The 12,661-nt window shown below is 55.5% G+C and carries 10 protein-coding genes; 2 read left to right on the top strand and 8 right to left on the bottom strand.

The window, feature by feature from the left end; genetic code table 11:
* The first annotated feature begins 222 nt into the window (after nt 1-222).
* Nucleotides 223-966 (top strand): class I SAM-dependent methyltransferase, encoded by a 744-nt coding sequence (locus VGE80_RS08830; RefSeq protein ID WP_440592396.1) that lies wholly within the window; start codon nt 223-225, stop codon nt 964-966.
* Nucleotides 967-1,133: 167 nt separating this feature from the next.
* Here the strand turns inward: VGE80_RS08830 and VGE80_RS08825 are convergent, their stop codons facing one another.
* Together VGE80_RS08825 and VGE80_RS08820 are read right to left on the bottom strand one after the other, a co-directional pair.
* Nucleotides 1,134-2,183: a S1C family serine protease gene (locus VGE80_RS08825; RefSeq protein WP_440592395.1), complete on the bottom strand. Its 1,050-nt coding sequence runs from the start codon at nt 2,181-2,183 to the stop codon at nt 1,134-1,136.
* 118 nt (nt 2,184-2,301) lie between these two features.
* Nucleotides 2,302-3,990: a S1C family serine protease gene (locus tag VGE80_RS08820; protein WP_440592397.1), complete on the bottom strand. Its 1,689-nt coding sequence runs from the start codon at nt 3,988-3,990 to the stop codon at nt 2,302-2,304.
* A gap of 694 nt (nt 3,991-4,684) precedes the next feature.
* Here VGE80_RS08820 and VGE80_RS08815 point away from each other — a divergent pair.
* On the top strand, nt 4,685-6,076 hold the full coding sequence (locus VGE80_RS08815; protein WP_440592394.1) for a sigma-54-dependent transcriptional regulator: 1,392 nt from the start codon (nt 4,685-4,687) through the stop codon (nt 6,074-6,076).
* Between the two features lie 150 nt (nt 6,077-6,226).
* Here the strand turns inward: VGE80_RS08815 and VGE80_RS08810 are convergent, their stop codons facing one another.
* The 6 genes from VGE80_RS08810 to VGE80_RS08785 all read right to left on the bottom strand — a co-directional run.
* The gene (locus VGE80_RS08810) at nt 6,227-6,583 is read right to left on the bottom strand and encodes a hypothetical protein (protein WP_440592393.1); all 357 of its coding nucleotides are present in this window, start codon (nt 6,581-6,583) and stop codon (nt 6,227-6,229) included.
* A 688-nt stretch (nt 6,584-7,271) separates the two neighbouring features.
* Entirely contained in the window at nt 7,272-7,673 is a 402-nt protein-coding gene (locus tag VGE80_RS08805; protein WP_373652589.1) for a YciI family protein, read from the bottom strand.
* Between the two features lie 310 nt (nt 7,674-7,983).
* Nucleotides 7,984-8,928 carry a DUF1559 family PulG-like putative transporter gene (locus tag VGE80_RS08800; RefSeq protein WP_373652588.1) on the bottom strand — a complete coding sequence of 315 codons (945 nt, stop codon included), beginning with the start codon at nt 8,926-8,928 and terminating at the stop codon, nt 7,984-7,986.
* A gap of 87 nt (nt 8,929-9,015) precedes the next feature.
* Nucleotides 9,016-9,531 carry a carboxypeptidase-like regulatory domain-containing protein gene (locus VGE80_RS08795; RefSeq protein WP_373652587.1) on the bottom strand — a complete coding sequence of 172 codons (516 nt, stop codon included), beginning with the start codon at nt 9,529-9,531 and terminating at the stop codon, nt 9,016-9,018.
* A gap of 954 nt (nt 9,532-10,485) precedes the next feature.
* Complete coding sequence (locus VGE80_RS08790) at nt 10,486-11,916, bottom strand: DUF1501 domain-containing protein (protein ID WP_440592392.1); 1,431 nt, start codon at nt 11,914-11,916, stop codon at nt 10,486-10,488.
* Between the two features lie 2 nt (nt 11,917-11,918).
* The coding region (locus VGE80_RS08785) for a DUF1553 domain-containing protein (protein ID WP_440592391.1) at nt 11,919-12,661 on the bottom strand (743 nt) is incomplete at its 5' end.

Here is a 12,661-nt window from a genome sequence, read left to right as displayed (position 1 = left end):
AGTGCGTCCTGAAGTTTGTGGGTTCGATCGTTGCAGATGGTGCCAAGCAGTTGAAATGATTCAGTGAAAGTAACCCGGCTGCGGAGCGAGTTTGCAACCGAGCCGAATTGAAAAAGTCTGTATTTCACTGCTTCGTGGATTTCCGCGAAGCAGTGTTTTTTATTCCGTGTTCTGCTACGAAAGTATTTCGGAACAGTGCACGTCGAATGAAAGGAACGTTCTGTGGCGAGTTCAGGCGGATTTTTCAGTGACCTCAAAATCCTTTGGCATATGGCCGTGACGGGAGGCCGTGGGAAGACTCACGAAGAGCGACTCGAGAATTTCTATTCCGGTCAGGCAGATGGCTACGACGCCTTCCGCAAACGTCTGCTGCACGGACGGGAAGAAATGTTTGCTTCGCTGCCCACTGTTCCTGGTGGGATCTGGGTCGACTTGGGTGCCGGAACAGGTGAAAACGCTGAGAACTGGGGCCCGCGTCTGAATGAGTTTTCGAAAGTTTACCTGGTTGACCTTTCGACCTCCCTGCTGAAGATGGCCGATCAGCGAATCGCGGCCCGCGGATGGAAGAATGTTGAAACCGTCCATGGCGACGCTACCAAGTTCATTCCGCCCGAGGGAAGCGTGGATGTCGTAACTTGTTCGTACTCGTTGACCATGATTCCCGACTGGTTTCTGGCCATTGATCATGCACTGAGACTGCTGAAACCAGGAGGGACCTTTGGCGTTGTCGATTTCTTCGTGGCCCGCAAATGGCCTGCGGAAGGATTGAAGCAGCACCCGTGGTCAACACGCACGATGTGGCAGGCCTGGTTCGCGAATGACAACGTCTTTCTCAGCCCCGACCACATCCCGTATCTGCAAAGCCATTTTGAGACCGTCTCACTGCATCAGGAGCGGGGCACCGTCCCTTACCTGCCTGTGGTACGGGCTCCATACTACCGGTTCGTGGGCCGCAAGCCCCTGTAATCGCGTCGGTGAAGACTACCCGATCGGTTGACGAAATCAGCGACCATGGTCCCCTGCGATGATGCCGGGGGCCTTGAGACCATCGTGCTCTCCGTTGCGGGTTCGAGACCCACTGTTGAAGGTGACTCCAGACGACGGAGCACCGAACTCGCTGCTCTGTACGAGAGTTACTCGCTCTCTTTACGCAGGACGGGGAGCGTGACTGTGACGAGTTGATCGTCGCGGCGCACAACGATTTTCAGTTGGTCGCCACTTTCCAGTCGTCCCAGTTCTTCCTTCAGCGTCTGACACGAGTGGATCAGGCTATCTCCGACAAACAGGATGAGGTCGTTGGTTTGCAGACCCGCCGTTTCCGCCAGCGAACCAGGCAGGATTCGATCGATGTACGCGGGGGTCCGGGCAACGACGTCGGGAATGGTGATAATGCCGAAATCCACGGCATCGTAGCGATTGGGGCGTCGTCCCGGGGTGCCGTCTTCATCGACGTCGTCAGGTTTGCGTGCGTTGAACCGACCGCTGATGATCTGTTCCACGGTCTCTCTCAGTTCGCTGATGGGCATCACGTAGTTCAGCCACGTGTTGGTCTTGGTATTGCGAAGCTCTTTTCCGATCATCCCCACCAGACGACCATTCCAGGTCGTGAGAACACCCCCCGCTGCTCCGGAGTTATTCGTCACTGCATCAACGATATAGACCGGACCGTTATACGGAGATTCGAACGCTCCGCGGCGCGCTGTCAACGTGGTCTTTGCGGCGATGACTCCGTGAATGACAGAGACGGGTTCGTCTCCCGTAGCAACTTTGAAGGCATTGCTGAACCCCAGGATGCGAGTTCCCGAGCCGACAATTGCACTTTGCGAAAGATCGAAGTACGGCAATCCTTCGGCCTCGATTTTCAGCACGGCCAGATCCAGCGGAGGTTCTGCCCCGATGACGCGGCCTTCAAATCGACGGCCGTCATGCAGCACAACTGCCACCGTGTCACTGTCAAGAATATGGCTCCAGACGGTGACGATGTGCCCTTCGGGGGAGACCAGAAAACCTGATCCATAGGCGTGGAGGTTTTTCGCTCCCCCTGCTCCAAAAATCTTGACGACTTTTGGAGAAACGGTGGCGATCGTCTGAGCTGTCGACTGAGACCACCCGGTGTTTACGAAGGCAAGAATGCTGAATGCCAACCAGGCCAGGTTCAAGGATCGGTTTGTCCTCGTGCTCATCAATTTTGGCTTCATTAATCGAGGGAGGATTGGGAGTGAGAGCAGACTGCACGCCGCAGGAGGCAGAGGATTTCTGCCGGTCCTGCCAGGTCTCTCTCGCTGAGCGGTCTGTACGATGTCAGTTTCGGGTTTCGTTCGGCTGAGTGACTTCGATTGTTTGAACATCGAACTGGCCGTAGATGGTGTCACCATAGCGGACAGAAAATCGCTTAATGAATTGACGGCCTTCAAAATCGCCGAACTCCAGAAACCTGATTTTGCAGGCGTCCGCGTCCGGTCCGATCAGCGTATCAAACCCGACGAGTCGGGGATCGGTTTTATCGAAGTACCAACGGCATTCCACGGTCGATTTTTTCGTTGTGAGGACATCCACCAGGAACGGAGAAGCGTCGAGCGGCTGACTGCCCGAATAGGTCGATTCATTGAATGCTGTCACTCCTTCGGTCAGGAGTAATTTAAACTGATAAAGCGCCCCGAGAAGTCCGCCAGTTCCGGGAGGTTCGTCGCTGAATTCGGCGCCGTCCAGAGTCTGTAGCCCGGGAGCCCGCTTCGTAAATTGAGCCGAGAGTGCCTGCGGCAGCAGCTTGAATTGAAATGTGTCGCTGTCCGTTGTTCGGCCGTTGATGAGCCACTTGGACGCGGCAGAATTCGTCCCTTCCCCTTTCCACTGAGCGAACGATTGCAGGCCATAGAGTACCCGCGATTGTTCATGCTGATTGAAATAGTAGTTGGCGAATCCTTTCTTCTTGACGAACAGCTTTTTGTATTCGTCTGAAAGTTCTTCTTTCGGGAGTTGGGCTTCCGCATGCTGAGAATCGTCCGGCGACTTCGGGCCCTCTCCACGAGGGGGCGGGACCTTGGGGCCTTCGGGGATGAGGAGTTCGGAAGATCGGTGAAGGCCTGCAAGTTCCACCAGAATTTCCTGCTTTCGTCCTTCCTGCCGGAAGACGAGCGGGACAGACCAGCCTTTCGGATAGATCCCCAGAATGTTTTTAAACTGATTCACGCTGCCGATCGGGCGACCAGCAAATGAGACCACCTCATCACCTTCTCGCAGACCACGACGATAAGCGTCAGACGTTTCCAGAATGGAATCGACAAGTACAGTTCGGTCGGGCCCGGAGCGGACCGTTGCTCCGAGCGTGGCGTGATCGACGATCAGGCCTCCACGCAGAAGATCCATGAAATGTTTAATCTGGTTGATGGAGATCGCGTAACCGGCGCCGACATTCACGCGACCTCGCTTTTCGACGGCAATTCGTCCGTTGATCCCGATTAATTCACCGTTTGCATTGAACAGTGGCCCCCCCGAGTTTCCCGGATTAATCGAAGTATCGACCTGAATGCAATCGGTATACTCCAGGAATGTTCCGGCGGGATACTGATAGCGATGGACACCGCTGACCATCCCGTATGTCACCGTCGGCTGAAAATCGGTGGCGAGCAGAAAGGGATTTCCCATTGCGTAGGTCCAGTCTCCTACCGCCACGGTATCGCTGTCACCTAAAGGTGCGAACGGGAAATCGTCCCGACCCAGCAGCTTAATCAGTGCGACGTCCCCCGTTGGATCAATACCGACGATTACTGCGTCATACAGGGCACCATCGTTCAATCCGCACTTCATGAACTCCCCACAGGCGCTGGTCACGTGAAAGTTCGACAGTGCGTACCCGTCTGGGCTGATCAGCACGCCCGACCCCCCGCCGTTTCCATCGGGAGAGAAGATGGCGACCACCGTCGGCGCAGCTTTCCGTACCACTTCGGTCCGCTGCTGCTCAGCCAGCAGAACATCCGATTCGGCTGCCACGACAGGCAATCCACTCAGGCGAATGAGAAAGCAGATTGCGACAGCCTGAAGCACGAGCGATTTCGCGATGACACGTCCGCTGCTTGATGACCTGGCTTGGTCCACTAGCGAGCCCTCTTCCCTCCGATTGTCGCACGAGCGGCAATGTCCTGGGTGGGTGTCCGGGCACGACTGACGAGGCATCCGTGGACTTGTCATAGCTTTCTTTCTGAACTGACGGACATGCACCCTCTTTTGAATGGATCGAGAAAGGGCCATTAATCAGGTTCGCGTATCGCTGCCCCTTCGGGAAGGGATGTTGTTGAAAAAAGAGACAGATTTACGGATCTCGAAGGACCTTCAAAACGCAACGGCCTGCCTCGAGTATGACTTACGTTGAGTTCCGTCAACATTTTCCGACCAAAAATGTTGACGACTCGCCACGGTGACCTATGTTTGCAGAGACCTCAGCACGAATTGTTTGCCTGCTTCGCCAAGGTGACAAGACCCCTGCAATCGGAAGCGGTCCTGTTTTGGGAAAATCCTGATTCGGGGGTGAAGTCCGGTTTGGTGATGCTGAGATTGCTGCGTTCCGCCTGTCCTGTGGCGTGCCCGCAACACGGATCGCCGGTCTCTCGTGCCGTTGGGCCTGATTGCGAACGTCTCTGAAAAGATTTACCGTTTTCCCGTGTTACGTTTGAAAAGTAATACTGCAATGACTCAAGGTTCACTCCTGATTGTCGACGACGACGAACTCCTTCTGGAATCGATGGCCGATTCTCTGCGTAGCATGGGATATCGGGCCGAGACGTCAGAGAATTGTGAAGATGCGATCCGGCGGATGAAGGATTATCCGTTCGATGCAGTCATTTGCGATGTGAATCTTCCTGATCAGGATGGATTCCGACTCCTGGAGTGGGCGACCCAGTTCGTCCCGCAGACACAGGTGATCTTGCTCACGGGGTTGGGGACCATCGAAAGTGCCGTCGAAGCGATCAGACTGGGAGCTTTTGATTATCTGACCAAGCCGATCGTGGAAGAGGAATTAAACTTTACTCTCCGACGGGCCCTCGGCAAGAAGCAGATGCTGACGAACAGTCAACAGTTGAAACAGGCTGTCAACCAGCGACTGGGTATTGGCAACATCGTCGGTCACGACTACCGCATGCTGAAGATGTTTGACCTGATCGAGAGTGTGGCTGACATGCGCACGACTGTGCTGATTCTCGGGGAATCAGGCACCGGGAAGACCATGACGGCACGCGCCATTCATCAGATGAGCAACCGTCGGGATAAACCGTTTGTCGAAGTCGCCTGCGGAGCACTGTCCGATTCGCTGCTGGAGAGCGAATTGTTTGGCCATGTGGCGGGAGCGTTCACGGGTGCCAACCATGACAAGGTAGGCAAATTTCTGCAGGCAAACGGCGGGACGATCTTCCTGGATGAAATCGGCACCGCCTCGCCCAGTCTGCAGGTGAAGTTGCTGCGTGTGCTGCAGGATCGCGAGTTTGAGCCAGTTGGCTCTACGAAGACTCAGAAGGTCGACGTCCGGATGATTCTGGCGACCAATCTCGATCTGGAAGAGGCAGTCAAGAAGGGAGAGTTCCGGCAGGACCTGTACTACCGCGTCAATGTCGTCTCGCTGACGCAGCCTCCGCTGCGTGAACGTGTCAGCGACATACCGCTGCTGGCCGATCACTATCTCCAGGAGTTCGTCAGCCAGACCGGGAAAGGGGTCGCCGGATTCAGTCAGGAAGCGATGGAACTGCTGCAGCGGTATCGCTGGCCGGGTAATGTGCGCGAACTCGTCAATGCGGTTGAGCGAGCGGTCGTCCTGACTCGAAACACTGTGATCCAGCCAGGCGATCTCCCAGAAAGTCTGCGACGTGATGATAGCTTCGCTGAGTTAGGCGGTCGCTTCGGAGCAGTCGGAAATCATCTGAAATCGGCGCTGGCGGACCCCGAAAAACAACTTATCATCGAGGCACTCGAAACTCATGGATGGAATCGACAGGAGACAGCGGACTCGCTCGGGATCAATCGTACGACGCTCTACAAAAAGATGAAGAAGTACGGGATTAGTTTCGAACGCCAACTCCTGAGCTGAAAACCGCCTGAATGGAGACGGATTCGGATTGGGGAGTGGGGCGCACCGGCCCCCAAACAATTCTCTGAGGCTGTCCGCTTAAAGAGAGTTCCAGACCTCATCTGGCGAGGGCCTGACGCTGGCTCGCCAGTCGGACGCAAGAGGCGGCGCTCAGAATTTTGATGCAGAGTGCGAGCGTCGCGAGGATGACTTCGGAGGAGGAGCATTCGTGTCGGGGAACTTGTCAAAAATCAGGTTCAACGCCTGATTTCGCATGTCCAGAATTCGTTCCTCCGTGAACTCTCGTAACAGATCCTCGCGACAGTTTTCAGCGCTATTTGCGAGAATCCACTGCTTGGCTTTGTTAGCGATGATGATGGCCAGATCGAGTGGCTTCTGCGTGAGATCGACGACTTGAGGGTCGTTGCACATCATTTCAATCGCTTCGTCGATCTGTTCCTGACTGATGGCAAGGTGGCCACCTTTCTCAGTGGATTCTGCGAAGGGTTCGAGCCGGTTTGGGTTCATGGCGAATCTCCAGAATTGGGACAGATCGGGACGGATCAAATTTCAGTAGCGGTTTCTTTCGACTCGAATCGCATCCCTTGGTCGGCTGTCATCCAGATTGCTGGCTCAACTCGCAGGATGCGTGGCGTTGAATGGAAAACCGACCAGTGTTGGATCGCAGGAAAGTTCTTTTTCTGAGAGGACACTGGTCGGATATTGAAAACAGCGGTGTTAGTCGCGAAGGGGAAGCGACTTTTGTTCCGCTGATTGATCGATGTCCGCGCTCACCCTGCCCGTGTGTGAACGCGACAGCACTCAGAAACGGTCTCGTCGAGGTAACTCCACTCCCGGTCGCGATGACTCTCGCGACGTTCGCGCGGGATGTTTCCGAATGTAACTCTTGGTCCGTTTGTATCACGCAAATCGGATACCAGAGGTCGTATGGGATTCGCAATTTTCCGAAATGTGGGGCAGACATTTACGGCGCCTCCGGCCGCTCCCTAGTTGACGCGGGAGCGGGCACCTTGCCTTACATTTTTTCCACCAATGGATGAAAGCGACGCCTGAAGGCTGGGGCAGAATCTCGCGGCCTCCGACGAGGCAGGTCGGTGCAAACGTCTCTGGTGATGAGACTGCGGAGGAACGACAGCCACGATTCCTGATGAACAAGGCGACTGGTTTACAGCGGAAAGTGATCTCAGCCGGCACGCTAAGAAGGTTGACTGACTGTGACGGCCGCCATCCGCTCGGCAATCATGCGATTAAACTCTTCATTTGTGGGACGGATCTCGAAGGGGCCGATTTTCACTCCCGGGTGTTTGGACATCAGCGAGATTGCGTGGTTGAGATCGCGTGCTTCGAGCAGAAGAATGCCCCCCAGTGTCTCCTTGGTTTCGGCAAACGGACCATCGGTCACATCGACTGCGCCGTCCTTCATCTTCAACGTGACCCCCTTCCCGGCCTCTCCCAGTGCTTCCCCACCCAGATAATGGCCTCCCCGCCGTAATTCTTCGTCATAGGCGAGACAATCCTGGACCAACTTCTCTGCCACCTCGGGTGGCGTCTGAGCAAACTTCTGCTGATCGATAAAACCGAGACAGACAAACTTCATCTGACACCTCGCTCAGTATTGGGTGATTCCGTATTGGGGCATGAGGAAGCCGTATCGTCTCTAATACGGTCCCGCTTCAATGAGTCGGACGAGACACGCCCAAATCGACAGGCGAAGGACAATTTTTTCCAACTCGCTGTCGATCGCCCTGAGTCAGGTTTGTGCACCAGACGCTAAAAACTCCCTGCCCTCACCGAGTTGATGCTGGTCATGACACCAGAGACGCTCCCTCCCGTCCAACCCAGAAACAAAAAACGCCGCAGGCATGCACCTGCGGCGTCACGAAACTCAACTTGCAAGGGGGCAGACTCTAGAACTCGCCGATCGCATTGCCGTCGGCAATGAGAGCCAGATTGGTCTGGGTCTGTGCATCGATGTTCTCACTGATAAAGCGGACCGATCCGTCCGCCATTCCGACCTGCAGCCCACCGGTGTGGATACTGCCAGGCATGGACCAGGTGGCCAGGCGTCCTGGAACGATATTGGGGTTCCCGTAGGGGACCGTGTTCCAGTTGTTGATCTTCGTGTAGGCGAACTGAATACCAGCTCCGCCGACCCAGTCGAGACACGACCATGGGGGTGGCTGACCGTTGTAAACACTCAGACAGGTTTCGGTAACCATGACGGTGTTACTTGTTCCGTCGCGGGCGTCACGCATGTTCGAATTCGACGACCACCCGAACAGAGCGCGGCCCTGAATGGCTTCGGTCGACCACAACTGCTGCGTGAAGGGGGCTGCGTAGCTGGACCATGGGAGAGTTACACTGAATCCATAGGTTGTCAGATACGTTGGCGATCCTGGGGTGTCGGAGCAGCCATAGTAGCCACCGCCGGCATCGCTGATCGACTGGGGACCATAGTCCGTCGGGCACAGCAGAGCATTGAGCTTGGTGTTCGCTGCTTTGATGTTGACGGGATCAACACCTAGAGGAGGACCACCGAACACGCCCATCGAGCTGTTGTGGTTGATCGAGTTGTACAGAGGTCCCTGATCAAAGTAAGGCAGCAGCAGGACGATACCTGACTGATTCTTGACTGCGGCCGAAGAAGCAGCGTAGGGAAAGACGTTGTAGGTGTCGTGGTAGTTGTGGATCGCCAGACCGATCTGCTTGAGATTGTTTTTGCACTGCGTGCGCCGTGCTGCTTCTCTTGCCTGTTGTACTGCTGGGAGCAGCAGGGCGATCAGAACTGCGATGATGGCTATCACCACCAGCAATTCGATCAGGGTGAATGCTTTACGATTTCTCAAAATCATCCCTCGTCCTAAAAAACACCGAAAAGAAAATGAACTGCCGTCAACGCAACGAGCAATTCCTAAGGCACTGATCGAACGCCCGTCGTATTACCGCATGAAGTTGGCTGGCGGGCCCTTCGGGCTGGCGCTGCCACCTTTGCCCGATTTGGGAATATTGAAGACCAGGTCGGTCTTCCCCTCTTTACCGACGATGACTTTGTTAGGCGCGCCCGCTTTCGAGACGTCATTCCAGCTCGGCGGAATCGCTTGAACGGCGCGGCTATTGGCAGGAGGCTCATCCTCAGGAGGAACGTTTCCATCCGGGGTCAGCCAAAGTGAAAAGACAACGGTGTAATTTCCTGCAGGCAATCCTTTCTTGTTCTGATAGTTATGCATGACAAATTGCCCCTCGGCGTCCGTGACTCCGACTCCCTGGCGGGCCGAGTTTCCTGCCGCGGGCATGAACGTGACCATTAGTCGTTCGTAAGGTTTGCCATCGAACGTAACCGTCCCTTCAACAGGGACCAGTTGCTCCTGCGGTCCGGAAGCCCCGCCAAGGCAACCGACCATCCCCATCAGGAGAAGGCTCAACCCAGACCAAGAAACGCCTTTACACGACTTCATCGCAATACCCATCCTGATCTGGTTCCTACGGTTAAGTCTTTGGTCTGCAATCGATGGTGCGAGACGATTGTGTCTCGAGTGGATGCCCATCGACTGCAACGGTGACTTGTCCATCAAGCATCAGCCAGCTCGCCGTGGCTGGGATAGAATCCTCGTCGGTCTGATCCAGGGTAATGGTTTCCAGCCCCGTTCGAACGACGATTGCTAATGAAACTAGAGCTCACTGATGAAACACCGACTAGCAGGTTCTGTTCCGCTCATGTAGCGAACCGGGACTGCTGGCTTTGCCGCGTGTTCATCAGGAGGGTGTCCGTAACATCCCACCTAAACATGACCTGAAAGGATGGGCTAAACAAAGCTCATTCCAAATCGACGGTTCCGTACAGCTTCAAGTTCTGCTGAACGTCGGCGGACGTTGTTTTTGTAGTGAAAGTGAGCGCTGCTAGCGTTGAAAATGCACAATTACCGGTCTGTGACCGTCCCTGCGCAGAAGGGGCTTTCGTTTATTGAGCAGAGCCACTGAAGACTTAAGCAACACCCCGGTTCAGATATCCGAAGTCCTCAAAAATCTTCAAAAAGAGAGCCCAAGACGTGCCAAAGAAGCCGACGAAGGGGCAGACGATGGCGAACATTGCCTGAAGTTTGTCAACTTCTGCCTAAAGTCGGCGCAGGTACAGATTGACGGATGTCATAAAAACTGAATTCGTCCTGAATACAGGCCCGCGTCGGGGGTATCCTGATTCGACGGGAAATGCAGAAACTGCGTCCCTCTCTTCGCCAGGGAGCGAAGGAAGAAACGCAGTTTGTCTGCTCTAGAAATAATGACGCTTGTCAGTCTCCTCGTTGATTGCAACCTCACACGCGTTGCTCTTGCTGACAGCCCGCTGCACGTGAGGGTGTTGTGTCGGCGAGTGAATCGGTGAGGCAGAGTTCCTGTGCTTGCGGACTTAAGCGTCAGGCGAAGATGTCCGTGGCGACGTGTCCTGCAACGTCGGTGAGGCGGAAATCCCGTCCCGCATGACGGTAGGTGAGTTGCTCGTGATTCACCCCCAGCAGGTGCAGAATCGTGGCGTGCAAGTCGTGAATGTGCATCTTGTTCTCGACCGCGTAATAGCCGTAATCATCTGTAGCCCCGTAGGCCATCCCCCCCTTCACGCCTCCTCCGGCCATCCACATCGTGAAACCATGTGGATTGTGATCCCGCCCGTCATTACCCTGCGCGGTGGGGGTGCGACCGAATTCTCCACCCCAAAGCACGAGGGTGTCGTCCAGCAGGCCGCGGGCCTTCAGGTCTGTCAGGAACCCGGCAATCGGTTTGTCGACCTCGGCCGCGTTCTTGGTGTGACCCTGATACAGGTTACCGTGCTGGTCCCACTGGACTTCACTGTCGCTATGAGTCACCTGCACAAAGCGGACACCTCGTTCCAGGAAACGGCGAGCCATCAGACACTGTCGTCCGAAGTTCTCCGTGACCGGGTCGTCGATGGCGTACAGGTGCTGGGTGGCAGCCGTTTCACCGGACAGATCCTGAATTTCTGGCATCACCCCCTGCATGCGGTAAGCCAGCTCAAACGAGTTCAGGCGTCCCTCCAGGGCCAGATCGTCCCCGGCTACGGAAAGATGATCGCGATTCATCGCGGCAATCAAGTCGAGTTGTCGCCGCTGTTGTTCGAGTGACAGCCGCGAATTCCCAATATGCTTCACCATTGCCTTGATCGCGGGCAAGCTCGCATTACCAATCGGAGTTCCCTGGCAATAAGCCGGCAGAAATGCGGCTCCCCAGTTGTTCGCCCCGCCATGAGCCAGGGTCGGGCAGATGGTGATAAATGCGGGCAAGTCCTGGTTTTCGGTTCCCAGTCCATAAGTGATCCACGAGCCCATGCTGGGGCGAACGAACTGGTCGCTGCCCGTGTGCAGTTTGAGCAGTGCTCCGCCGTGCGCGGGGTTGGTGCCGTGAACCGAACGCAGAATGCAAAGGTCGTCGATATGCTTCGCCACATGCGGGAACAGATCGCTGACCGGCAGTCCACATTCGCCGGACTGATGAAACTTCCAGGGTGACTTCAGCAGGTTCTCCGCCTTGGCGAACAGAACTTTCGGCAGTTCAAGCGGAATTGGCTTACCGTGATCCCGGGTGAGCAATGGTTTGGGATCAAAGGTGTCCACATGTGACGGTCCCCCCTTCATGAAGAGGAAAACAATCCGCTTTGCCCGGGCAGGAAATTGCGGCTGTTTCGCCGCCAGGGGATCACGGGCCGCAGGAACCGGTGAACTCGATGCGCTTGCTTCCTGATTGAGCATCGCAGTCAGTGCCAGATGGCCGAATCCGACTGCCGAGGTTTTCAGTAGCTGTCGTCGTGTCTGCAAGGGAAATTGATTCGACATGATCACCTCAAGTAGATGAATTCGTTGCTGGCGAACAGACTTTGGCAAAATAGAGACCAGTCCTGGCGCGTGGCATTTTCGCCCAGGAATTGCATCGCTCGTTTGATTTCCGCTTCCTGCGGTGGACGACCAAACGCTAATTCGTAGGCGAGCTGAATCCGGGCCTCGTCATACCCCGAAGCCGTCCTGAGACGTTCCGCCAAAGCATCGGCAGAGTCCATGACCAGATCCGAATTCATCAGCAGCAGGGCCTGTGGGGCGACGACTGTGGAACTGCGATCTCCTGTGGGCATCGTTGGATCGGGGAAATCGAACTGTTCGAACATGGTGTAGACATTGTTCCGCACAACGGGCAGATAGATTGCACGTCGCAGGCTGTCATATTTCGTATGGTCAATCGAGGTATGGTCGAACACGAACTGGCGATTGCGTAACGGGATCGACTTTCCGCCAATGGATTCATCCAATCGTCCCGAGACTGCCAGAATGGTGTCCCGAATCTGCTCAGCGTCCAACCGCTGCAGCGGGAATTTCCACAGCAGTCGGTTATCCACGTCGATCTCGGAGGCGGATGCTTCATCAGGATTCGTTGAAGCCATCTGGTAGGCATTGGAAGCCAGAATCAGGCGATGCAATTCCTTGATCGACCATCCCTGCTCCATGAAATGCCGGGCCAGGAAGTCAAGCAGTTCCGGATGTGATGGGCGATCCCCCAGTCGACCAAAGTTTTCGGTCGATGCGACGA

Source organism: Schlesneria sp., from assembly GCF_036405755.1.
GTDB lineage: Bacteria > Planctomycetota > Planctomycetia > Planctomycetales > Planctomycetaceae > Schlesneria > Schlesneria sphaerica.
The sequence above is the reverse complement of the archived record's forward strand: the minus strand, read 5'-3'. Positions and strand labels throughout refer to the sequence as shown.

Excerpts from the sequence above, each read along its gene's own strand:
- VGE80_RS08815 (WP_440592394.1), top strand. The coding sequence starts at position 4,685 with ATGACTCAAGGTTCACTCCTGATTGTCGACGACGACGAACTCCTTCTG.
- VGE80_RS08800 (WP_373652588.1), bottom strand. The coding sequence starts at position 8,928 with ATGATTTTGAGAAATCGTAAAGCATTCACCCTGATCGAATTGCTGGTG.
- VGE80_RS08825 (WP_440592395.1), bottom strand. The coding sequence starts at position 2,183 with ATGAGCACGAGGACAAACCGATCCTTGAACCTGGCCTGGTTGGCATTC.
- VGE80_RS08810 (WP_440592393.1), bottom strand. The coding sequence starts at position 6,583 with ATGAACCCAAACCGGCTCGAACCCTTCGCAGAATCCACTGAGAAAGGT.
- VGE80_RS08795 (WP_373652587.1), bottom strand. The coding sequence starts at position 9,531 with ATGAAGTCGTGTAAAGGCGTTTCTTGGTCTGGGTTGAGCCTTCTCCTG.
- VGE80_RS08805 (WP_373652589.1), bottom strand. The coding sequence starts at position 7,673 with ATGAAGTTTGTCTGTCTCGGTTTTATCGATCAGCAGAAGTTTGCTCAG.
- VGE80_RS08790 (WP_440592392.1), bottom strand. The coding sequence starts at position 11,916 with ATGTCGAATCAATTTCCCTTGCAGACACGACGACAGCTACTGAAAACC.